This is a genomic window from Tychonema sp. LEGE 06208, assembly GCF_015207505.1.
In the GTDB taxonomy this organism is placed as follows: domain Bacteria; phylum Cyanobacteriota; class Cyanobacteriia; order Cyanobacteriales; family Microcoleaceae; genus Microcoleus.
Genome location: NZ_JADEWT010000003.1, coordinates 39,510 through 64,537, shown reverse-complemented (window position 1 = coordinate 64,537; position 25,028 = coordinate 39,510). Strand labels below are relative to the sequence as shown.

Genomic DNA, 25,028 nt, shown 5'->3' with positions numbered 1-25,028 from the left:
AGCTTTGTTTATTGAAAAAACCGAACTTCTCAAAACCGCAACGCAAAAGTTTGATTCCTGATTGGCTTAACCTAATCGGAGCGCAAACACTCGTTCTAGAGTATTAGAATTGAGTTGCCCTCAAGGGCTTTAAATTATTGAATGATCTGCCTCGATCTGTGTCGCACCTTGGGAAATCTGCGGTTAACAGAGCGATCGAATATTTATGCAACTCAATTCTATTTTATAGCCTTTCAAGCTCTCCTATGAGGTGTGCCGAGGTATGCTGCAACCCTTACAGTGTCAAGCTTTTCATAGCAAAACTGGTACTTCACCTTTTAGAGAAAGGCTATATAACCTTTGTAATGGGTTACTGGTAATAAAAATTGTCAACTGCGAGCTTTTGTTTCCATGCTCAATTACCTTTTTCCCTACGAGCTGTAACTCATATTACCTTCCAAAGGCTGTAGTTGTTAAACCGGCAGTTTTTTAACTTTGAGTAGCGGTATTTTGGGGTATTAAATTATTTATATGCTATAATAGTTAGCTCGACTGCCTTAGGACAAAAAACAAGGTATATGATATCAGTTTTGAACTCAACCGGAAAGAAAAACGGCTTTAAAGTTCTCTTGGTCGAAGATAATCAAGCCGAAGCCGAGCTGATCGAAGAATTATTATTAGAAAGAAACGTCAGGAGACCAGAAGCGCAAAGGCTTTCTGTAAGCTGTACAGACCGTCTCAGCACAGCGCAGCAACTTTTGAGGGACGAACATTTTGATGTGATTTTACTAGACCTTTCCCTGCCAGACAGCCAAGACTTGAGTACAATTGTCAAGATACAAGAATACAGCCTCAATACTCCGATCGTCGTATTGACTGCCCGCAACGATGAAGAACTAGCCGTGAAGTCAATCCAAGCAGGAGCTCAGGATTATTTAGTCAAGCGAAAAATTGACAGCGAATTATTAATGCGATCGCTCCGCTACGCAGTCGAGCGGCAGCACAACCAAGAAGCTTTGCAAAAAAGCGAAGAAAAATATCGCTCGGTAGTCGAAAATTCCCTCGTCGGAATTGCAATTATTGCTCCTCCAATTTCCCCCGATTTAGTCGGCAAATGCGAGTGGTTGGAAGTTAACGATGCTTTGTGCGATTTGCTGGGATACAACCGCCAAGAACTTCTGCAGGGAAATTGGGAAAATTGGAGTTTTTATGAAGATTTGCCTGCCAGTTTAGAGCAGTTAAATAAAATTCTGACAGGGAAAAGTGAAGGCTATGTTTTAGATAAAAGGTGGCGCAAAAAAGACGGAAAAACTATTTATACGAGAGTTTCGCTACGCTGTATTCGCGGCAGAGACGGCTCGATCGACCGGATGATTAAAATAATTTTGGACGTGAGCGATCGCTACCGCTACGAAGATGAATTAAAAGCATCAAAAGAGTTTTTGAATCACACGATCGATGCTACTCCCGATCCAATTTTTGTCAAAGACGAGCAGCACAGGTGGGTTGTATTAAACGACGCTTTTTGCGAGTTGATGGGGAAAGGGCGATCGGAACTGATTGGGAAATCTGGATACGAGTTTTTACCCGCAGCACAAGCAAATTTTTTTGAACAGCAAGACCGAGAAGTTTTTCAAAGAAGCCTGCCTCAAGAAACAGAAGAAACCTTTACTGATTCCGCAGGAAAAAAGCGGATTATATCTACAAAAAAGACGGTTTTCAATAAAACCAACGGTACTAAAATGTTGGTCGGAACAATGCGAGATGTGACCGAGTACAAACGCCAGCAAATAGCGCTGCAGGAAAGCGAAGCTCGATTTCAAAAAATGGCTGCCAACGTGCCGGGAATGATTTATCAATTTCGGCTATCTGTTGATGGGAAAACATTTTTTCCCTATGTTTCTTCTGGTAGTATCCAGCTCTACAATTTAAGACCGGAAGAAATCGAAAAAAATGCCCATTTGCCTTTTGCAACAGTTTATCCTGACGACATCTCAGACTTGCAGCGATCGATCGCAAATTCAGCGACAACCCAGCAAGCTTGGCAACACCAGTGGCGGCAAGTTGTGGGAGAACGAGTGAAATGGCTGCAAGGCGCTGCCAAACCGGAAAAACAAGCCAACGGCGATATCATTTGGGATGGTTTGGTGATGGATATCACTGAATTAAAACAAACCCAGCAAGAGCGCGATCGCTTCTTTAATATTTCCCTAGATTTACTTTGCATTGCAGGTTTTGACGGCTATTTCAAACGCTTAAACTCTGCTTGGTCAAATCTATTAGGTTACAGCATAGCCCAACTTATAGCCAAACCTTTTCTAGAATTCTTGCATCCCGAAGACCTAGCAATAACTACAGCCGCGGTAGAAACACTAAAAAATGGCAACCCCGTCATTAACTTAGAAAACCGCTATATTTGCCGTGATGGTAGTTATAAATGGCTGTCGTGGACGGCATCGCCCTTTGCCGAAGAAGGTTTGATTTATGCAGTGGCCCGCGACGTAACACTGAGCAAACAAGCAGAAGCTGAATTACGTAAGAGCGAAGCCACCAACCGCGCTCTTTTAAACGCGATACCTGACATAATTTTTCGCTGTCGCGCCGACGGTACTTTGGTAGACTTTAAACCCGCAAAAGACCTCCTGACTCTAGTACCAGCAAACATATTTATTGGCCAAAAAGCACAAGACATATTGCCGTCTGCTTTTGCTGAAGAAATCTTGTCCGCTAATCAACAAGCCCTCGATACAGGGGAGGTTCAAGTTCTAGAATATCAACTGCCAATTCAGGATGCACTGTGCCATTTTGAAGCGAGAATTGTCTTCTGCACGGATGACGAAATTATCGCGATTGTCCGCGACATCACCAACCGCAAACGTTTCGAGTCAAAACTCCAGCGACAAGCCGCAGCAATGGCAGCGGCTTCCGAAGGCATCGGCATTGTTAATGCCAGCGGAGAGGTGATTTATGCCAACGCAGCTAAACTCAAAATCTACGGTTACAATTCCATCGAAGAAATGTTGGGCAAAAGTTGGAAAATGTTTTATGCAGGCGCAGAACTTGCAAGGTTTGAGGGGGAAATTATGCCGACTTTAGCGCGGCAAGGTTATTGCAGTACGGAAGCTGTAGGCTGCCGCCGCGACGGATCTAAATTCCCTCAAGAAATCTCGCTGACAGCCCTACCAGACGGCGAAATAATTTGCATTGTTCGCGATATTGCTGCGAAAAAGAAAGCTGAAGCAGAGTTACAAGATAGCAAGCGGTTTGGTGCTCGAATTGCTGAGGCAAGTCCTAATATTTTGTATGTTTGTGACTTAATAGAACAAAAAAATATCTATGCAAATGCTTCTATTTATCACATTCTCGGCTATACGGTAGAGGAGATTTTGGCGCTCGGGCCGTGGATGCTGTCAAGTTTCATCCACCCGGAAGATGCTATCAAAATGCCTGATTATTTACAGCAAGTCGAAACTGGCATTGAAGGGGATATATTTGAAATTGAATACCGCGTCAGGCATCAGGATGGTTCTTGGCGCTGGATTCTCAGCCGAGATACTGTTTTTGCTAAAACAGCAGAGGGTAAGTTAAAACAAATTCTCGGTACGGGAACTGATATTACTGAAAGCAAGCAAGCAGAAGATGAAATTAAGCTGTTGCTGGCGGCAACTCAAGCAATTAGTCAGTCGGCAGATTTTCACAGCGCCCTCCCGGATATTTTGCGGTTGTTGTGCAATGCGATCGGCTGGGATTTTGCGGAAGCTTGGATACCTGCGGCTAATGCTAGTGTTTTGGAACACAGCAAAACTTGGTATGCTAGCGATCGCGATTTAGATAAATTCGGCCGCGAAAGTAAGAAAATTAGATTCGCCCCCGGAGTGGGAGTGCCGGGACGGATTTGGTCAACCCAAAATGTAGAATGGATGGAAGATATTTCTGCCGTCAATAATTCGTTGTTTGCCCGATCGCAAATGGCGGCAGCAATCGGATTGAAAGCTTGTTTCGGAGTGCCGATTCGCACTAAATCTCAGGTGCTGGCAGTTTTACTATTTTGCAAGCGTTCTCGCTCGATTATGGAGCCGCGCGTACTAGAGTTAGTCAAGGCGGTAGCAACTCAATTAGCTTCTCACATTCAGCGCAAACAAGCTGAAGAAAAATTGCGTAAAAGTGAAGAAAGGTGGCAGTTAGTTCTTAAAGGCAATCAAGACGGAATTTGGGATCTGAATCTTCAAACAGATGAAGCTTTTCGATCTGCCCGCTGGCAAGAAATTATCGGTTATGCAGACGGCGAAATCGACAGTTGCAACAGCGAATGGATCGATCGCATCCATCCAGACGATCGCGAGCGAGTGCAAGCAGCGCTCCAAGATTATCTCGATCGCCAAACCCTCAATTACGCCGCCGAATACCGCTTGCAGTGCAAAGACGGCAGCTACAAGTGGGTGCTAGCCCGCGCTCAAGCAGTGTGGGACGAAGCCGGAAACCCCCTGCGGATGGTGGGTTCGATGACGGATATCAGCGATCGCAAACAAGTAGAATTAGCTTTGCTGCAAGTCACTCAAGCCGTCGAAAGTACCAGCGACGCGATCGCCATCGCCGACTTAAAAGGGCGGTCTCTTTACCACAATCAAGCCTTCATTCAGCGTTACGGCTACAGGGTAGAAGAACTCAACGCTCTCGGCGATCGCGCAGCCCTTTATGTCCGGCCTAAAACTTACAAACAAATCTATAAAAACATTCGCCAAGGTCGCTCTTGGTGCGGCGAAATTCGGCTGCAAACTAAGAGCGGTGAAGCTGTTACCGCCCTGGTGCGAGCCGACACTATTAAAGATAAAAATTGCCATTCTATCGGCTTAATTGCAGTTATTACCGATATCACCCAACGCAAAGAAGCCGAAGCACTTTTGCACCAGCAATTAAAGCGCGAACAGTTGGCAACAGCCATGATGGAACGCATTCGTTCTTCTCTCAATCTCGAAGAAATTCTCACCAACGCTGTCGAAGAAGTGCGACATTTTTTGCAAGTAGACCGCACTGTTATTTACCAATTTAAGTCGGATTGGAGCGGGTTTATCGCTGTGGAGTCGGTAGCTGACAATTCCCTACAAATTCTAGGAACAGAAATTTACGACCCTTGTTTTGGAGAAACCTACGCTTCTCTTTACCAAGACGGTAGAATTAGAGCCACAGATGATGTTTACAATGCCGGCATCGCCGAATGTTACTTGACTTTGTTGGCTGGGTTGCAGGTGAGAGCGAGTCTGGTAGTGCCGATTTTGCAAGGCCAAAACTTGTGGGGGCTGTTAATTGCCCACCACTGCAAGGGCGCGCGTCCCTGGCAAAAAATGGAGGCAGAGTGCCTGAAACAATTGGGGGTGCAGTTGGCGATCGCGATCCAGCAATCGACCCTATTTGAACAAGCACAAACCGAAATTGCCGATCGCAAACAAGCAGAAGCTGCCCTGCAATTAGCCGCCGAATCCGCCGAATCCGCCAATCGCGCTAAAAGCGACTTTCTCGCCAACATGAGCCACGAATTGCGGACACCTTTGAACGGAATTTTAGGATACATTCAACTGCTAAAAACCGATCGCAATTTAACGGCAGATCAGCAGGAAAGTCTCAACAGCATTCACCAGTGCGGCAACCATCTGCTAACGCTGATTAATGACGTTTTAGACATCTCAAAAATCGAAGCTAGTAAAATGGAACTGTCACCGATAGACGTGCATTTTCCCAGTTTTGTTAAAAGTATTGTGGATTTGTTCCAGATGCGGTCGCAACAAAAAGGAATAACCTTTAATTATGAGCAAGTATCAGCGCTGCCAGACACAATTTTGGCTGACGAAAAAAGGTTGCGCCAAGTTTTGATTAATTTGCTCAGCAATGCAGTTAAGTTTACTAACAGCGGTGGGGTAACATTCAAAGTCGGTTATGCAGAAAATTCGGTAGAAAAACCTCCTCAAATTAACAGCCAAAAATTGAAATTAAAGCCAAAACTAGCGCCCAAAAAAAACAATTTAATCACAAATTTAGCCGCGCCGATGGCAACACAAGAAGCGGGCGAAGCGATAATTTCAGCAGCCAATAAAAAGCAATTACGAGTTGCTAAAATTCGCTTTCAAGTCGAAGATACTGGCATGGGCATCGGGCAGGATAAATTAGAAGAAATATTTTTGCCTTTTCATCAAGTGGGCGATCGTAGCAATTTCGTCGAAGGTACCGGACTGGGGCTTTCCATCAGTCAAAAATTAGTCAATATGATGGGCAGCAAAATTCACGTTCAAAGTACCTCGGACAAAGGCAGCATATTTTGGTTGGATCTAGACTTGCCCGCAGTCGCCGAGTCTTCTCAACTCCCCGCCCCGCAAGAAAAACGCCGGCTTGTCGGTTTTAGCGGCCGCCAGCGGAAAGTGCTGATAGTGGACGATAACGAAGTAAATCGCGCCATCCTAAACAGGATGCTTTCTCGTTTGGGTTTTGAAATCGCCCAAGCCGTAGACGGCGAAGACTGCTTGCAAAAAGCACAGGAATTTCTACCGGATATAATTTTAATGGACTTGTTGATGCCGGTAATGGACGGTTGGGAAGCTACCAAGCTGCTGCGACAGTTGCCGGAATTAAAAGATGCGGTTATCCTTGCTTTATCTGCTAGCGTCTACGAGATTACGAGGCAAGAGAGTATACTTGCAGGTTGCAATGATTTTCTCACCAAGCCGATTCAAACTAACGAGCTTTTAGAATTATTGCGCCTGCATTTGAGACTAGAATGGATTTACGAAGACGGAACAGGAACCAAAAAACGGAAAGCTCAAACTCCCAAAATATCATCTGAGATTGCTGCTGCTGACTCAACAATAGTGTCTCCTAGCTCAGAGTCAATTTTAGTCTTGTTAAGATTGGCTGCAATGGGCGATATTGAAGCTATTCTGGAGGAAATTGCTAAACTCGAACATTCAGATCCGACATTAGCGCCTTTCGTCGATCGCCTGCGGCAACTTACTAAAGGATTTCAGCTCAAGCAAATTCGAGACTTTTTGAAGCAACATTTGTCCTAACATTGAGGGTAGTTAAGAGAAAATTTAAAATTAGTTAAATCTCGCGCCCCGATCGTCATTGTCAATAACGCAATACGCTTGGATTAAACCCGATCGCCCCTAGCCCCCTTGAAGAATGGGGGAACCCTAAGCGATCAAAGTCCCCCGACTATCCGGGGGATTTAGGGGATCAGCAGAAAATAAACACTGTTAACTGAACATTCTCGCCCTAAAACGGTGGTTGCAAATAGAATCATCTACGAAGCAACGGGGTTTCTAAAGCCGCAGAACATTAGTTGAATCCGATTGTAAGTCACAATTGACAACCCACAAATCAAAAATTTGAAGATTTCCGTTGAATATGAAAGATCAGAATTCCACAAGAAGCATCATACTAATTGTAGATGACAACCAAACCAATCTCGACGTACTTTTCGAGCTGTTAAGGAATTACGGCTATAAAGTATTAGTGGCTCTAGACGGCGAAAGCGCGATCGAGCAAATCGAATACATTCATCCCGACTTAATTCTTTTGGACATCATGATGCCAGGAATTGACGGTTTTGAAACTTGCCTGCGTTTGAAAGCAGACCAGTTAACCCGAGACATTCCCATCATCTTCATGAGCGCCCTTTCCGACACCCTCGATAAAGTAAGAGGCTTTCAGACAGGAGCCGTTGACTACATCACCAAGCCCTTCCAGCACGAAGAAGTATTGAGCCGCATTGAAACTCACCTGACAATCCGCAGCTTGCAAAAAAAACTCGAAGAAAAAAACCTCGAACTCGCCCACCTCAACCAAAACCTAGAAAGACTTGTCGAACAAAAAACCAAGCAATTGATCGACCAGGAAAAAACAGCAATCATCGGACGTTTGACTCAGGGCATGGTGCACAACTTCAGAAGTCCGCTGCAAGTAATCCAGACTAGCGTCGAATTGATTGAAACAAAAGCCACAGAAATGCAAGAAGACTCTTTTTTTAGTTACACAAAATATATTTTTCAAGCTGTCACAAAAATTAATCAGATCATGGATACTCTGATGATGAAAAGCAGAGAAGAGCAAAAGCAAGATTTGCAGCCTGTGAATATCAACGATTTAGTACAACGAGAAATTCAGTTATTGGAAGGAAATATGTATTTTAAAAATAAGATTAGAAAAAAATATTTTTATGACGACGAAATTGTCACCATTCCCTTAATTTATTCCTATATATCTCAAGTTTTTTATAACTTAATCAATAATGCAATGGATGCTATGTGGGCCAAGAAAATCCGGGAACTGACTATAGTGACCCGGCAAGATGACTCCAACATATACATGGATATTTCAGATAACGGATGCGGTATAACACCTGAAGATTTATCAAAACTATTTGACCCTTTTTACACATCAAAGCCACCTAAAGGCGAAGAAAAAACCGAAGGAGAACCGACAGGAACTGGTCTCGGACTTTATACTTGCCTTGAACTTTTAAAACCGTTTAATGGCGAGATTGCTATTAGCACTAATCTCGGTAAAGGCAGCGTATTTACAGTTGTGCTGCCCAAACAGCAGCCAACTCAACCGACCAATTAGATAACCAGAGTTAAGCTCACAATTAGGTTTTCGATCGGGTTCGTAGTGAGGACTAAAGTCCTCACTACAAACCGGCGTTACTTATCAGTGATTCAACCGAGACAATTTCCTAGCGTATTCCGTAAATTCACTGTAATTGACCTACGTTCGCAGTCACGAATGCAACTCTTTCTCGACAATCCGCGCTTTTTTGCCTTGACCCTTGCTATTTCCCTGTCAAAGGTTGTAAATTAAAACAGAGTAGAGTTGTAATATCAATAAAAAAATGATAATTTTAGCCCGCTAGGTGTGGTGCGAAGTCAATAATCTAGTGTCCTGTCGTTTGACCGCACTATATAATTCCGATGTTACCGGATTTGATATAACCTACTGCAGATTAAAGTTCACACTACGAACGGTTTTTGTTATAATAATTGACCCGACAGGATATAATTTGCTGCGATAGACTCAATTTTACACATAAATCTGGAGTCAGTAGGCATCCAGCGCACTCTAAACCGTCCGGTTCAAGTTATCCAAAAATAAGCTAGGTAGCTTCATCCGCTGCTACATTTTTATTAAATACTAAAAAATAGCAATGAAATCTGTTTGTGAGTCAACTTTAACGCTTGCTACTTTGAAAGTTCTGTTAGTAGAAGACTGTGCAGAAGATGCAGAACTCATTCAAGAATTGCTGTCTGAGTATCGGTTGAGAGGATCGATTGAGACGACGAATGTAGTTCGCCTTCAAGATGCTATAGAAATTTTAAGCTGCAAGATTTTTGATGTAATTTTATTAGATCTCACCCTTCCTGACAGCCAAAAATTCAATACTTTTTTCCGGCTGCAAGGTTGTGGGATCAATATTCCGATCGTCATTCTGACAGCCGCCGATGAGGAAGAAATGGCAGTTGAGTTAATTGCAGCAGGCGCGCAAGATTATCTGGTAAAAAAACAAGTAAACAGCAGGCTGCTGGTGCGGACGCTGCGCTGCGCGATCGCCCGCGAAAAACGGCAAGCACAATGGCAAAAAAGTCAAGTAAAATACCAGCAACTTGTTGACAATATCAAAGAAGTTGTTTTTGAAACAAATATTGCTGGCGATTGGACTTTTCTGAATCCGGCGTGGACGGAAATTACTGGATTTACCGTTGATGAAAGCTTAGGAAATTCCTGTTTGGGTTACATTCATCCAGACGACCAATTTCAATATTTAAATTTGTCCAGAAGCCTGAGCAAAAATCAAGGAACGTCTTGTTGCTATCAAATTCGATATCTTACTAAAAATGGCGAGATTCGGTGGGTGGAAGTGCAGGTTTTTTTGATTTTGGGCCAGGGGGAGGCGCTGGGGACGACAGGAACTATTAACGATATTACCGATAAAGTTTTAGCATTAGAGGAGCTGGAAGCTAGTAAAAGATTTTTGAATTATACGATCGATGCAGTTGCCGATCCAATTTTTGTCAAAGATGAACAGCACCGCTGGATACTGTTAAATGATGCTTTTTGCAAGCTGATGGGCAAGCCGCGCGAAGAACTGCTAGGTAAATCGGATTATGACTTTTTCCCAAAAGAAGAAGCGGATTTTTTTTGGAATAAAGATGAACAAGTTTTTAGGACGGGAGAAGAAAACGAGACAAAGGAATTTTTTACGGACACCAGCGGTGCCCAGCACATTCTGTCTACTAAAAAAACTCTTTTTGAAAATACCGAGGGCGGTAAATTTTTGGTGGGTATAATTCGAGATATTACTCAGGATAAGCGCCAACAATTAGCGCTGCAAGAAAGCGAAGCTAGATTGCAGCAAATTGCTGCAAATTTGCCGGGAATAATTTATCAATTTCGACTTTCAACCGACGGCCAAATGTCTTTTCCTTACATTTCTTCTGGTTGCCGCGATTTATATGAATTAGCCCCAGAAGATATTCAGCTAAATCCCGAACTTATTTTCAATTGTGTTCCTCCAGACAACCGGGCAAAAATTTACGAATCAATTGCTGTTTCAGCGGCAAGTATCCAGCCGTGGCAGCAGGAATGGTGTGCGATTTTGCCTTCGGGAACAGTTAAGTGGATGCGAGGGGTTTCGAGACCGGAACGAGTGGATTTTCCGACAGCAAGAGGGCAGGAAGGGGATATTGTTTGGGAAGGCATGATACTGGATATTACTGATTTTAAACAGGCAGAAGCAGCTTTGCGGGAAACGGAAGCCAGATTTCGATCGCTCGTTGAGAGTATTCCCGGCGCTATCTGCCGCACTTTGTACGATGCTGATTGGACAATGGTGTTTATTAGCGATGAAATTCAGGCAATTAGCGGCTATCCGGCTGCGGATTTTACTGACAACAGCCGCTTGAGTTTTGCTAGCATTATCCACGAGGCAGACAAGGAAATGGTCGATCGACAAGTCAGCGCAGCGGTAGAGTCGAGACAGCCGTACAATCTAGAATACCGGATTGTTCGCGCTGACGGGGCGGTGCGGTGGATGTCGGAAAGAGGTAGACCGACTTACGATCGAGAAGGGTTAGTTTTGTGGCTCGACGGAGCGATTTTTGATATTACCGATCGCAAAACCGCCGAACTGACTCTGTGCTTGGTAACTCAAGCTGTAGACAGCGCTAGCGATGCGATCGCGATCGCAGATTTGAACGGTTGTTCAATTTATCACAATCAAGCATTTATTCAGCGCTACGGCTATACAGTTGATGAACTAAATAATGCCGGCGGCCCAGCAGTAATGTACGCCAAATCTCAAGATTTGAGAAAGTTATTTAGGGTACTGCGGAAAGGTTTGTCCTGGAACACTGAAATTGAACTCAAGGCTAAAAATGGCGAAATCATAGAAACTATATTGCGAGCTGACTGCATTAAAGATAGCGACACTAAACCAATAGGAATGATGGCAATAATTGCTGACCTCACAGAACTAAAACGCACCGAATCGGCATTAAAACTCAGTCAAGAGCGATTGCAGTTGGCGGTTTCCGGCAGCTCTTTGGGGCTGTGGGATTGGAATATAGCCACTGGCGAAACTTATTTCGACGCACACTGGAAATCAATGCTCGGTTACGCAGAAACTGAAATTGCCAATAACCTTGAAGCTTGGGAAAATTTGCTGCATCCCGAAGACAGGCTGAAGGCAAAGGAATCTTTAAAATCCTGTTTTGAAGGTTGCACCGATATCTATGAAGTTGAATTTCGGCTGCTCAACAAAGCTGGAAATTGGCAGTGGATTCTGGCGATGGGTAAGGTGGTCGAGTATGACGAATGGGGTGGGCCGCTGCGGATGACAGGCGCTCACAAAGATATCAGCACCCGCGTTGAAGCTGAAGCCGAAAAAACAGAGTTGATCGTATCTCTGCAACAACTTGCCGATCAGTTGCAAGCAGCGCAAAAAATTGCCCGCATGGGGAATTGGGAATTCGATATTCAGACACAAATTATTACTTGGTCGGCGGAAGTATTTAGAATTTACGGTCGAGAATTGAATCAGCCGCCGACAATGAAAGAACTTTTAGAGCAAATTCATCCCGATGACAAAGAAAAGTTTACACAAGTTGTGCAAAAGGCAGTGACTGAAGGCACAGCTTACGACATTGACCACCGGATCTATTTTCCATCAGGAGAAATCCGGCACGTTAACGGTAAAGGACGAGCTGTTAAAAATGAGTTTGGTCAAGTGGTGCGGCTGTTTGGCACGGAAATGGATATTACCGATCGCAAAAAATCAGAAATTGCTTTGCAAGAAAGCGAAAAACGGTTTCGAGCTGTATTTGAACAAGCGGCCGTCGGCATTGTTAAAGTGCGACCAGACGGTTCTTTTTTGAATGTAAATCCAGGCTTTTGCAATACTGTCGGGTACTCAGCATTGGAACTGCAAGCCCTAAATCTTTGGGATATTTCGCACCCGGAAGAGATAGCAGCAGATGTCGATATGGCAAAAAAACTGTTAGCTGGGGAAATCTTTAATTATGCACTTGAGAAACGCTTTGTACGCAAAGACGGTTCATTGGTTTGGGCGAACGTGACTGTATCTTTAGTGCGGGATGAGTTTGGGGAACCGAATTACGGACTTGCTGTGATTGAAGATATTAGCGATCGCAAACTTGCCGAGTCTATTTTGCGTCAGCAACTAAAGCGAGAACGTTTGGTGGTAGGGATGCTGGAACGCATTCGTTCTTCTCTCAACTTAGCAGAAATCTTGACAAAGGCTGTGGCTGAAGTCCGGCAATTTTTGGATACAAACCGGACAATTATTTGTCGCTTTAATCCTGACTGGAGCGGTTTTGTAACTGTCGAATCTGTAGGGGAGAATTGGCGAGCGATTCGGGGAATAACTATTAACGATTCTTGTTTCAAATCCACCAGCTATGCTGCTGCTTACAAAAATAATCGCACTGTAGCGATCGATGATATTTACCAAGCCGGTCTTTCCCAGTGCCACATTGATTTGTTAAGTCAATTTCAGGTGCGAGCTAATTTGGTAGTGCCGATTTTGCAAGGCGAGAACTTGTGGGGGCTATTGATTGCTCACGAGTGCGCGGGCCGCCGCCACTGGCTGGAAATTGAGGTGGAGTGTCTCAAACAAATTAGCGTGCAATTGGCGATCGCGATCCAGCAATCGACGCTGTTCGAGCAAGCACAAATTGAAATTGCCGATCGCAAACAAGCCGAGTCAGCTTTGCAGGAATCGGAAGCGCGAGAACGCTTAAAAGCACTAGAGTTGGAAGCAGCAATTAATAAACTCAAAACCACTCAAGCTCAACTCGTTCAAAATGAAAAAATGGTGAGTTTGGGTCAGTTAGTTGCTGGTGTTGCTCACGAAATTAACAACCCCGTCAGCTTCATTCACGGCAATATCAGTCCGGCTAGCGGTTACAGTTTAGATTTACTGGAATTGATTCAAGTTTACCAGCAATACTGTCCCAATCCTCCGGCGGAAGTTTTGGATAAAATTGATGCGATAGATTTAGATTATATTGTTGAAGATTTTCCGAAATTGTTTACTTCGATGCAGGTAGGAACCGAGCGCATTGTAGAGATTGTCAAATCATTGCGTAACTTTTCCCGCTTGGACGAGTCGGCGGGGAAGTCGGTCAACATTCACGAGGGAATTGATAGCACTTTGATGATTTTGCAAAATCGGTTGAAATCTCACAGCAGCCGTCCGGCGATTCAGGTAATTAAAGATTACCAGGAACTGCCGCAAGTTGAGTGTTTTCCGGGCGAGTTGAATCAGGTATTTATGAATATTTTGATTAATGCGATCGATGCTTTGGAAGAACGGGACAAAAGGCGGACGATCCAGGAGTGCGATCGGCATCCGGGCGCGATCGCGATTCGGACTTATCCGGCTGCTGCAGGCTTCGTAGCGGTATCTATTGCCGACAACGGCGGGGGGATACCGGACTCGGTGCGATCGAGGCTGTTTGACCCGTTTTTCACGACTAAACCAGTGGGCAAGGGGACGGGTTTGGGACTGTCGATTTCTCACTCGATTGTAGTCGATCGGCACGGCGGTCGCTTGAGCTGTATTTCGACACCGGGAGAAGGATCGGAGTTTGTGATTGAAATTCCAGTGCGATCGAATTTAACTGGTAGTAGTTCTAGTTTGGGAAAATAAATTAGGAATTGGAAATAAAAAATTAGACGATCAATTGCATTTATTGACTTTCCTCGGAATGAAATCATCTGCATTAATCTATGTTCATCTACCTGTCATGTGGGGTAGATATATCAATCAAAGTATACAATTCAATTCAATGTTATTCTTCCTTATGCCCTCTTCCTTCTTCCTTCTTCCTTCTTCCCTCTTCCTTGTTCATTCTTCCCTCTTCCTTCTTCCCTCTTCCCTCACATCAAAATCGGCGTAGATTCCGACTTGCTGCTAGCGTGACAAATGCGATTTTTACCTTCAGTTTTAGCTTGAAAAAGGGCGCTGTCAGCGCTGCGAATTAGGGTGCAGGGAGATTCCTGCGAATCAGGCATCGCTGTGGCAATTCCGCAACTGAGGGTAAGATAAGAGCCGATCGGCGATCGCGCGTGAGGCATTTTCAAACTGGCGATATCGTCGCAAATTTTCCGGGCGACAACGTTTGCCCCTTCGGCGCTGGTATTGGGCAGCACTACGGCAAATTCTTCGCCACCGTAGCGGGCGGCAAAATCCCCAGCCCGCTTGGTAGAAGAGGCGATCGCGCTGGCAACTTGGCGCAAACAATCGTCGCCGCCCACGTGGCCGTAAAACTCGTTGTAAAGTTTAAAAAAGTCGATGTCCAACATAATTAAAGAAAGCGGCAGTTCCTCTCTTGCCAATCTGCGCCACTCCAATATCAAAACGCGATCGAACTGGCGGCGGTTGGCAATGCCCGTCAGTCCGTCAGTAGTTGCCAGTTGCTGCAATTTTTGATTGGCTATTGCGAGCTGGCGGTAAAGTTGAGATTGTTCGATCGCGATCGCCACTTGATTTGCTAAGTGCTGTAAAAAATCTATTTCCCACTGCTGCCATTCCCTCATACCACTGCAATTGTATGCTGTCAGCATTCCCCACAATTTATTGCAATTTTCACTCCTCAAATCCGGCGTACTAGAACCCTGCGCCTGCGGTTGAGCAGCCTGCCAAGAGATATAATCTTCCACTGCATCTGGTGTCTTTTCTGCTTCCCAAAAAGTGCCTTCTAGTCTGTTATTTGCCGTTTCCCAGTCGCTCGATTGCCAAATTGGCACGCTTAAAACTGCTGCAATTTCACAATCTGCCAGCAACTCTTTGTAACTGCCAGACAATTCGGCAGCGCTGACATCTGCTATTGCTTGTACCGACTGAGATTCGACCAAAACAAAGCATGACACCGCCATTGCAGCACTAATATTTTGATTTTCAATATAACCCAATGGCAAACCATCACCTGCGGCGATCGCACCTTGTTGCTCTTCCTCGTCGAGTTGAGAAGCCCAATCGTGACAGCGATAAATTAAAACGCGGTCTGTTTTCAGAAAGTGGCGCACTTCTGCGACGGTACTTTGAAGAATGCTTGCCCCGTCTATTGACGATCGAATATGTTGGATCATTTGTCCCAACAGCCGCTCCCGGAGAGCTTGTTGTCGCAATTGTTCTTCGACTTGCTGGCGTTCGATCGCGTAATGGATCGCCCGCACCAGCAGAGTTCTGTGAAATCTTCCCTTCACCAAACAATCTTGAGCGCCCGATCGCAATAGCGACAGCGCCGTATTATCATCATTGATATCCGTCAGCACCACCACCGCCACTGTGGGCGATCGGGCTTTCAAAATGGCAATATCCTGCCTTCCTCCCAAGCTGTCTGACACTGACAAATCCAACAGTATTGCATCAAATTTTTCTGCTTCTAAACACGCCAGTCCTTTCTCCAGAGACTTAACAGTTTGAAGGCAAAACAGAGACTCGCTGAATGACCCTAAAAGGTCTTCAATCAGCGTCGCATCTGCGAGGTCATCCTCAACCAACAAAATTTTCAGACATTGATGACGTGTTAACACAACTATAGCGTTCGCAGCGGGTTGAATGAAACTTTTTTGTTTTGAAATCTATACTTACCCTGCAATATGTCGGTCTATCAAATGTAGCCTACAATCACACTATCCATCTCAACGTCAATTAAAGCTTACAGATCCCGACGCGGGAGCGAAACAATTTCAAACCAATACTTACATAAAGTCTTCATTACTTCAACCAATCCTTCAAAAGTGACTGGTTTAGATATGAAAGAATTAGCACCCAAGCTATAGCAAAGCAAGATATCTCCGCTGCGGTGCGAGGTTGTGAGAATCACCACCGGAATTTGTTGTAAATCCGGGTCAGCTCTGATCGAAGTTAGTGTTTCTCGCCCGTCTAGCCTCGGCATATTCAGATCCAAAAGTATCAAGTCTGGCTGGTGCCAATTGCTGATACCAGCATATTCACCGCGACCGTACAAATAGTCTAGCACTTGTTCTCCATTTTCCACAAATTTTATTTTAATTGTTAATCGCACTTCTCGCATTGCTTCCTGCATCAAAAAGCGCGTGTCCTCGTCATCGTTGGCTATTAGAAGAGTAAAGCTTTTATTGTTATAATTCACGACTTTACCTCACCACCAAGAAATTTTGTGAAGTAGGGGGACTTGGAGCGGTGTCCGATCGCCTGCAAAGCATCTCTAGTCCTCATCCGGCCAACCAAGCTGAAAAAATTGCCATTATGTTGCAACAATTTGAGACTTTGCATAATGCGCCAAGCTTTGCGAATTCGGCTTGTTTCACTTGGCACTCTGTCCGAGAACAGGCCAACTGCCAAGACATCACAAATGCTAGTCTGCGAATTACTAGGGAAACGACTGCATCCCAAAGCAAGATGCTCGGGATAAATTTGAAATAAACTGACAAGTCTTGCACGCACCGCTGATTGTTAAGTTGTATAAGGATCGAGCTAATATATTGATCGTGATAGATTTTGAACTCGATGTCATCAGTGAATATGCTACTCTTTTACCAGCATTTGTGTAAAGACAAGATAAAGTTATTTAAAATTCCAGTAAAACCAGTTTCAAAAAAGCATCCAAATCTAGGCCCGCGATCCAAGCCCGGACACCTATTCCCAATTCGCAATGCCCCAATTCCCCAATCTCAAATCTCAAATCTCAAATGGTTGATGACAGCAGGGGAACTCCTGACTTCACTTAGCTACAGGAAAAGAAAAATAAAAAGTCGAGCCTCGACCCGGTTCTGATTCTACCCAAAGCCTTCCACCGTGGCGATCGACAATTCTTTGACAAATCGCTAAACCGATACCGGTTCCAGAATATTCTTTTTGCGCGTGCAAGCGCTGAAAAATCTGAAAAATTCGCGGATAGTGCTCTTCGGCAATACCAATACCGTTGTCCTGCACCGAAAACACCCAGTTATCCCCCTGACGCAAAGCGCCCACCTGTACCACCGGCATCCTGTGGCTGCAGTACTTAATGGCATTGCCAATTAAATTTTGAAACAGTTGCAGTAGTTGAAAACAGTCACCTGCGATCCTTGGCAAATCGCCCCTAGTTACAGAAGCTTGATTCTCGCGGATCGCCAACTGCAAATTAGCGCAAGCATCCTCAAAAACCAGATTGCAATCAATCAAATCGAAACGTTTCTGACTGCGACTAACCCGCGAATACTCTAGCAAAGCATCAATCAGCACCTGCATCCGCAGGCAAGAATTAACAATATTGTCGAGAAATTTAATTGCTTGGGGATCAAGTTGGTTCTGAAAGCGCTTTTCTAATAGTTTAGCATAGCCGGCAATCGTGCTCAAAGGCGCTTGCAAATCGTGAGAAGCCACGTAAGCAAACTGTTCGAGTTCGGCATTAGAACGAGTTAATTCTTCAGCATAGCGAGTTTGAGTCTCTAAACTCGCTTGGAGCAATTCTTGTACCAGCTTGCGCTCGGAAATATCCTCAATCGCACAAATCAAATACTGCGCCGTCCCCTCAGCATCGCGGATTGTCGAAACAGTAACGTTCGCCCAGCGCACTTCCCCATCTTTGCAGAGCAAACGCTTTTCCAGAGAAAAAGTTTGCATCTCCCCGGACAACAGCAAGCGCACGTATTCCGTGTCAGCTTCGATGTCATCGGGGTGAGTAATTGCCTGCCAACGAAGCTGCAACAATTCCGATTCTGTATAGCGGACAATTTGACAAAAGCCGGGATTCACCCGGATAAATTGACCGCACAGCGCAGTTTTCGCTATACCGACTGCCGCTTGCTCGAAGATCGCGCGGAAGCGTTCTTCGCTTTCTCGCAGGGCAATTTCGGCTTTTTTGCGATCGGTTATATTGCGAAATGTTACTGCCAGACCATCGTTTAATTTGACCGCGACAAGGTGCAGCCAAACACCTGAATTTCGCTCGCATTCGTAATAAAATTCTTGGTCTACAGTTTCTCCTGTTTCTACTACAGAAACGTACAAATTAAATAACTTGCTATTGCGAATTTCGGCAATTTCTACCAACAAATACTTGCCAACTATCTCATTTAATGGCACATCCGAAATTTGTTCAGCAGCACGGTTGACTAACAGCCACAGGAAATCCACAATATTTCCCTGATTGTTGCGGACAGCAGAATAAGCCACCACACCGTCTAAGGAACTATTTAAGATGCTAGCAAGCAGCGATTGCGACTGTTGCAGTTGAGCATTTTGCTCTTTTAGTTGCTGTTGCAGTTTTTGCAAGCTGACTTGCTTGTCGATGCGTGCTAAAACTTCTTCTATTTGAAATGGTTTGGCAATATAGTCCGCGCCGCCAACTCGAAAAGCTTGTAATTTATCGTTAATATCATCTAGTACGCTTAAAAAAATCACCGGAATTTGTGCGGTTTCCGCTGTCGATTTCAGTCGGCGACAAACTTCATAACCGTTCATTTCCGGCATTCTAATGTCGAGTAAAATTAAATCGGGGCAATGGGCGATCGCAGAATTCAACGCCAGTTTACCGCAAATAGCTCGGTAAACTTGATATCCCTGGGCTGTTAGTAGTTGAGATAAGAACCGCAGATTGCTCGGTTGATCGTCTACCACCAATATTTTAATTGGGCTTTTATCCATTTATTTTAAACTCGATTGAGTTAAATCCATTATCCTGTCTAGCCGATAATCGACAAGCAAATCTTTTAAAGCCTCAGCTAAAGTTGGATGACTTTCAGAAATGCGATCGACAATTTGAATCGCCAGCTCTTCATTAACATCATTAGCTGCGCCGTAGAGTTCCTGCACCCAACTTCCAGGCATCTGGGCCAGCAGCGGCAGGAAAAATGAATCGGGTTTTTCGCTGGCAAAATAACGCCGCCAAGCCCCCGCTTCCAGTCGGGGCAACTCTTGATAGATATAGCGCACTCCCAAGTAGCAAGCCATCTTATCAAAAAGGATTTGTTCTTGAAAAGGTTTCCGCACAAAATCGTCGCAACCTGCAGCAATAATTTCGCCTTTTCTTTCCTCAAAAGTGCTAGCAGTCAAAGCAATAATTACAGTTCGCGGCTTAGTTGCTTCCTCTTTAGCTCTAATTTGTTTGACAGCTTCAAAACCGTCCATTACTGGCATTCGCGTATCCAGCCAAATTAAATCCGGCTGCCAACTTTCCCAAAGTTCCACAGCTTGGAAGCCGTTTTCGGCTTCTCGGACTTCAAAACCAATTGGTTGCAGTATTTTCACCAGCAGCAGCCGATTTTCTTGATTGTCGTCAACTGCTAAAATCCGATAAACTGGTCTATCTGGTTCCACTCCGATTACCCGCTGCAAAGTCGCGACTGTTATTTCCGACGAAATAGCAGCAAATACTCGGATGTTGAATTTAAAACAGGTTCCCTTGCCTAAAACACTTTCTACCCCAATCTCTCCGCCCATTATTTCTACAAATTTTTTAGTAATTGTCAAACCCAATCCCGTACCATCAACCGCTTGTTTGCCAGCTTCTGTTTGCACGAAAGCATCAAATAAAGTATCAATTTCTGCCGCTGCTATGCCAACTCCCGTATCTTCTACTTCAAATAAAATTAAATATTGTTCGGCGCTGCAAGAACTAGGAGAAATTTCTGATGCTGCGGGATGCTGCTTGTCTTCCACCCTCGCTCGCAGCCAAATGCTGCCGCCGTTTTCCGTAAATTTCATGGCATTTCCCAACAGATTGATCAAGCAGACGCGCAGCTTTTTTTCGTCAGTTTTTATATATTGGGGAACATTGGTCTCCACGGAAAATCTCAGTTGCAAATTTTTGGCTTCAGCTTTGATTTGAAACATATCTTCGAGAGTGTCGAGGAGTTGATAAAGGTCAAAGCTGCGTTCGTCTAAGCCAATTATCCCGGCTTCTATTTTCGACAAGTCTAAAACATCGTTAATTAGTTCCAGCAAATGTTGACCGCTGCGGTTAATAATTCGGAGATTTTCGAGATTTTCGTGGCTCAGTAAAGAGTCGCGGCTCATGACTTGGGTGAAACCCAGGATGGCATTCAGGGGAGTCCGCAATTCGTGGTTCATGTTGGCAACAAATTGACTTTTTGCTAGGGATGCAGCGGCTGCGGCTTCTTCGGCTTTTTTGCGTTCTATTATTTCTTGTTGGAGTTCGGTATTGCGATCGAGCAATTGTCTTTTCAGTCTTTGGATGGTCAGTTGGTGTTCGATTCGCGCTAAAACTTCTGCGATATGAAACGGTTTTGTGATGTAATCTACCCCTCCAACTTGAAAGGCGGTTACTTTGTCCAATACTTCATCTAAAGCGCTGATAAAAATAACGGGAATTTCTGCTGTCTTCGGATCGGCTTTGAGCTGCGTGCAAACTTCGTAGCCGTCCATTTCCGGCATTTTAATGTCGAGCAAAATCAAATCTGGAGAACCCGATCGCGCGGCTCTAATTGCCATTTTGCCGTTAATTACGCCCCGGACTTTGTACCCCCGATCCGACAGGGTAGCTGATAAAACTTGCAAATTTTCTGGAGTGTCATCAACAATTAATATGTTGCCTTTATTCTCTTCTGTTTGATTTCCGATCATTGATGCTATTTGTTGTTAAATTTAAAATTACTGAAATTATGAAAATAGATTAAATTGTTATTGTAGCACTCGCTCGTGAACCCAGGACTTTCATGTTTACAAAACTTAGGAATACCCACCCCAAGAATTGGGTTTTTATAAGCGGATAGGACTAAGGTTAAAAAGTAGTTGGACGCGCCAATTATAGCGATAAATTGCGACCGGACAAACCATACATAATTAGGTTCTACGTCCCAGACTTAAATAGTCGATCGACCTAAATCATCAATCATCCCTAACCCGCCTCTGTCCCCTGGAACCTCGAACTTCAACTGACCTCCGTTAAATCTGTTACATCCGTTATATCCCGTACATTGTTCGTTTGTCTAACTTCCTTCAAAGATTTCTAAACTCCTCAATCAAATCAATAATCCGATCGCACCGGAAGTTATTCGCCAAATCGGCGATCGCCCTGCTGAAACCAAGATTAATCCCAGGAATCGACGACAGCAGCCGAAAAATCTCCTCGTTATCAACCGCATCCGCCGCAGCGTACAATTCATCAACCCATTGGGTCGGCATCCCTTCAAACAACGAAGCATTCAGCGTAAAAGGTACATCAGCAGTTTCAGACGCCCAAACGTCACCGGGTGCGACAGCATCCGAACTCGGCGCAGCTTCTCGATCGTAAACATAGCGAACTCCCAGATACTTAGCCATCTTTTCCAGAATCACTTGCTCCCGAAAAGGCTTTGCCACAAAATCATCGCAACCAGCAGATAAAATCATCGATCGCTCCTCATCAAAAGCACTCGCCGTCAGAGCAATAATCACCGTTGCTTGACCTTTCAAATGCGCTTTAATTTGTTTGGTAGCTTCGTAGCCGTCCATCACCGGCATCCGCATATCCATCCAAATCAAATGAGGTTCCCAACTCGACCACACCGACACAGCTTCAACCCCATTTTCAGCGTCCCGCACCGCAAAACCAAGCGATGCCAGCATTCTCACCAACAGCAAGCGGCTTTCCAGGCGATCGTCAACAGCTAAAATCCGATATTCCGGCTGGCCCGGTTCCAGCCCCACAACCAAACGCGCTGTTTGAGCCACCTGAATTTCCACTGCATTTGGTAGCGAAACTTTAACATCAAATCTAAAAATACTGCCGTTACCGACACTGCTTGTCACCGTCATTTTTCCTCCCATTAACTGCACGAACTGTTGGCTGATCGGCAAGCCTAAACCAGTTCCTTCTTGAGCTTTTCTCCCGCTTTCTGTTTGCACAAAAGGTTTAAACAAATTATCCATTTCTTGGGCTGAAATTCCCGCACCCGTGTCTTCAACTTCAAATTGCAAGCAGCAATTCTCACTCGGCGGAATCTCTCCGCGATTAGTGTCTGACAGCAGCTCATGTTTAACCCTCAAATTAACACCGCCTTCCGCCGTAAACTTGATCGCATTTCCCACCATATTAATCAATACTTGGCGCAACTTGCTTTCATCTGTTTCTACATATTGAGGTAAGTCTGGAGTCGAATCAAAAATCAACTGCAACCCTTTTTTTTCGGCTGGCAGCTTCAGCATATCTTCAGTAGTTTTTAGCATTCTGTGCAAGTCGAAGGTGCTGTTATTAACTGTTACCAGCCCGACTTCAATTTTTGACATTTGCAGAATATTGTTGATCAGATCGAGCAAATGTTCTCCGCTGCGGCTAATAATTCCTAAGTATTGCTTTTGGTCGGCATCGAGGACTGCCGCACGGGCAAGCAGTTGGGTGAAACCGAGAATTGCGTTGAGGGGAGTTCGCAATTCGTGGCTCATATTCGAGAGGAATTCGCTTTTTGCTCTGTTGGCTCTGTCGGCTTCTTCTTTGGCTTTTTTCAGGGCTGTTTCTGCTTGTTTCCGCTCAGTAATATCGCTGGCTGTTCCTGTTGTACCGCTGATATTTCCGTCTGCGTCGAATCGCGCGATCGCCTTCGTATTGACATCGATCGATCGGCTATCTTTTCCTATTACTATACTTTCGTACTGAAACACATCATCTCCCGTCAACAAGCGCTGCTGCAGTTCCCTGTTCCAGTCTATTTGTCCGGGCGCCAAGAAATCGCCAAAAGAACATCCGAGCATTTCTTCAGCTTCGTAACCGTAGATTTGTTTGACTGCTTGATTCACAAAAGTAATGTGTCCTTGGGCATCGCAAGACCAGATAATATCTTGGGAAGTTTCAACTAAATGGCGGTATTTTTCTTCGCTCTCTGCTAGAGCTATTTCTGCCAGCTTGCGGGCAGTAATGTCCATCAAAGTTGTGAAAAGTTTTGTCACTTGCCCTTGTTGGTTGACAACTGTTTCTCCTCTGGATTCGATGTAGCGGATGAAGCCGCCTTCACTTGTTTTTGACGGGAAATTATCCGCACTAATTGTCGCTTCAGGCCGCACAATTCTAAATTCCAGACTGTAGCATTGTCCGCTAGCAATAGCAGCGTCGATCGTAGTTTGCCATTTTTGTCGATCGTCTGGATGCACGTATTGCGAAAACTCAGCTACTGTTGGCGCAGCCTGAGTTGAACCGAGACCAAAAACTTGAGATAATTCTTCCGACCAAGTAGTTGTATTAGCAGAGAAATCCCATTCCCAATTGCCGAGGCGGGCAATTCTTTGCGCTGCTGCTAAAGAAGCCGCTAAAGCGCGGAGTTTTTCTTCTGCCAATTTGCGATCGCTAATATCTTGAATCACAGAAATCACGCAGGTTTCGCCATGAATTTCAATGATTTCAGCAGACAGCAGTCCGGTTCTGAGTTCCCCAGTTTTAGTGTACCAATCAAATTCGTAGTTGCGAACAATTTGTTGTTCCCCTAACATTTCAAACAACTTTGACCGGGCTTCTATACTTTTCCAAATATTAAAGTCGAGCGCCGTGCGATCGAGAATCTCTGCTGCTGAATAACCGATAGTCTGGCAAAATGCCTCATTAATTTCTAAATAACTACCATCTTGAAATCTGGTAATAGTAATCGGGTTAGGAGAAGAACGAAAAGCTTTAGCAAACTTTTCCTCAGACAATCGCAGTTGTGCAGTCCGTTCCTCCACTAAAGTTTCCAATTCTTGATTCAGCGTTTGGAGTTGAGCATTTTGTTCCGCTAATTGCTTCTCCATAAAATAGCTGTTGACCGCTTCTTTTACGGTCAACTTCAAATCTTCTGACTGCCAAGGCTTCGATATATAGCGGTACAACTTAGCATATTTAATAGTATTCGCCACTGCTTCGAGGTCTGCTTGCCCCGTCAGCATAATTTTGATAGTTTTGGGCAAAATTTTGTGAATTTGCTTCAGCAATTCATCCCCTTTAATATTCGGCATCAGATAGTCCGAAATTACTGCGACAATTTCGCTGCCATCTGCCAGCAATTCATCTATTAACTCTAAAGCATCTTCGCCCCCTTCAGCAATTTCTAATAAATGTTCTTCTCCCAAGACTTTTTTTAACTCGATTTTCAAACTTTCAAGAATTATCGGTTCGTCATCCACGCAAATAATCACAGGTTTATTGTTCATATTTTTGCCAAACCAGATTTTATAGTTTCTACTAATTCTTGCCCATCCCACGGCTTATACAAACATCGGTGCAAGTTTGCTTGCTTTTTTACCCGTTCTATTGCAACTTCGTCGGCTTGACCTGTCAGCATAACTTTCACAATTTTGGGATATTTTTGGTGAACCTGGATCAAAAATTCATCTCCTTTAATACCGGGCATTAACCAGTCCGATACTATGACCAAAATATCGCTTTCATCTTCTTCTCTCAGTTCCTCGATAATTTCCATAGCTTCATCGGCATTTTCTGCTACCTCATACAGGTAAGCATCGCCAAATTCTTTTTTAAGTTGAATTTTTAAACTATTTAAAACCACAATTTCATCGTCAACGCACAGAATTACTGGTTTGGACATAAAAT

The 25,028-nt window shown here is 44.3% G+C and carries 9 protein-coding genes; 3 read left to right on the top strand and 6 right to left on the bottom strand.

The annotated features are described in order from the left end of the window. The first annotated feature begins 557 nt into the window (after positions 1-557). The 3 genes from IQ263_RS01550 (at position 558) to IQ263_RS01540 (ending at position 14,191) form a co-directional block, all read left to right on the top strand. Entirely contained in the window at positions 558-7,034 is a 6,477-nt protein-coding gene (locus IQ263_RS01550; protein ID WP_194065851.1) for a PAS domain S-box protein, read from the top strand. Positions 7,035-7,374: 340 nt separating this feature from the next. Further along, positions 7,375-8,592: a hybrid sensor histidine kinase/response regulator gene (locus tag IQ263_RS01545; RefSeq protein WP_194065850.1), complete on the top strand. Its 1,218-nt coding sequence runs from the start codon at positions 7,375-7,377 to the stop codon at positions 8,590-8,592. A 577-nt stretch (positions 8,593-9,169) separates the two neighbouring features. Then, positions 9,170-14,191: a PAS domain S-box protein gene (locus IQ263_RS01540; protein ID WP_194065848.1), complete on the top strand. Its 5,022-nt coding sequence runs from the start codon at positions 9,170-9,172 to the stop codon at positions 14,189-14,191. Positions 14,192-14,421: 230 nt separating this feature from the next. On the opposite strand, the gene IQ263_RS01535 is transcribed toward IQ263_RS01540, so the two are convergent. The 6 genes from IQ263_RS01535 to IQ263_RS01510 all read right to left on the bottom strand — a co-directional run bounded on the left by IQ263_RS01535 (position 14,422) and on the right by IQ263_RS01510 (position 25,023). Beyond that, positions 14,422-16,080 carry a diguanylate cyclase domain-containing protein gene (locus IQ263_RS01535; RefSeq protein WP_339384850.1) on the bottom strand — a complete coding sequence of 553 codons (1,659 nt, stop codon included), beginning with the start codon at positions 16,078-16,080 and terminating at the stop codon, positions 14,422-14,424. Between the two features lie 125 nt (positions 16,081-16,205). Further along, positions 16,206-16,661: a response regulator gene (locus tag IQ263_RS01530; protein ID WP_194065847.1), complete on the bottom strand. Its 456-nt coding sequence runs from the start codon at positions 16,659-16,661 to the stop codon at positions 16,206-16,208. Between the two features lie 590 nt (positions 16,662-17,251). Next, positions 17,252-19,159 (bottom strand): PAS domain S-box protein, encoded by a 1,908-nt coding sequence (locus IQ263_RS01525; protein ID WP_194065845.1) that lies wholly within the window; start codon positions 19,157-19,159, stop codon positions 17,252-17,254. Next, positions 19,160-21,097, bottom strand: coding sequence for an ATP-binding response regulator (locus IQ263_RS01520; protein WP_194065843.1), 1,938 nt, complete (start codon positions 21,095-21,097; stop codon positions 19,160-19,162). It lies immediately after the preceding gene. Between the two features lie 375 nt (positions 21,098-21,472). Further along, positions 21,473-24,628: a PAS domain S-box protein gene (locus IQ263_RS01515; RefSeq protein WP_194065842.1), complete on the bottom strand. Its 3,156-nt coding sequence runs from the start codon at positions 24,626-24,628 to the stop codon at positions 21,473-21,475. Then, a complete protein-coding gene (locus tag IQ263_RS01510) occupies positions 24,625-25,023 on the bottom strand; it encodes a response regulator (protein WP_194008497.1) in 399 nt (132 codons plus the stop codon). Before IQ263_RS01510 ends, IQ263_RS01515 begins: the two co-directional genes overlap by 4 nt. Positions 25,024-25,028 lie beyond the last annotated feature (5 nt).

What these genes read in the sequence shown, in the direction of transcription:
- IQ263_RS01550 (WP_194065851.1), top strand. Translation starts at nt 558, where the DNA reads ATGATATCAGTTTTGAACTCAACCGGAAAGAAAAACGGCTTTAAAGTT.
- IQ263_RS01545 (WP_194065850.1), top strand. Translation starts at nt 7,375, where the DNA reads ATGAAAGATCAGAATTCCACAAGAAGCATCATACTAATTGTAGATGAC.
- IQ263_RS01540 (WP_194065848.1), top strand. Translation starts at nt 9,170, where the DNA reads ATGAAATCTGTTTGTGAGTCAACTTTAACGCTTGCTACTTTGAAAGTT.
- IQ263_RS01525 (WP_194065845.1), bottom strand. Translation starts at nt 19,159, where the DNA reads ATGGATAAAAGCCCAATTAAAATATTGGTGGTAGACGATCAACCGAGC.
- IQ263_RS01520 (WP_194065843.1), bottom strand. Translation starts at nt 21,097, where the DNA reads ATGATCGGAAATCAAACAGAAGAGAATAAAGGCAACATATTAATTGTT.
- IQ263_RS01515 (WP_194065842.1), bottom strand. Translation starts at nt 24,628, where the DNA reads ATGAACAATAAACCTGTGATTATTTGCGTGGATGACGAACCGATAATT.
- IQ263_RS01510 (WP_194008497.1), bottom strand. Translation starts at nt 25,023, where the DNA reads ATGTCCAAACCAGTAATTCTGTGCGTTGACGATGAAATTGTGGTTTTA.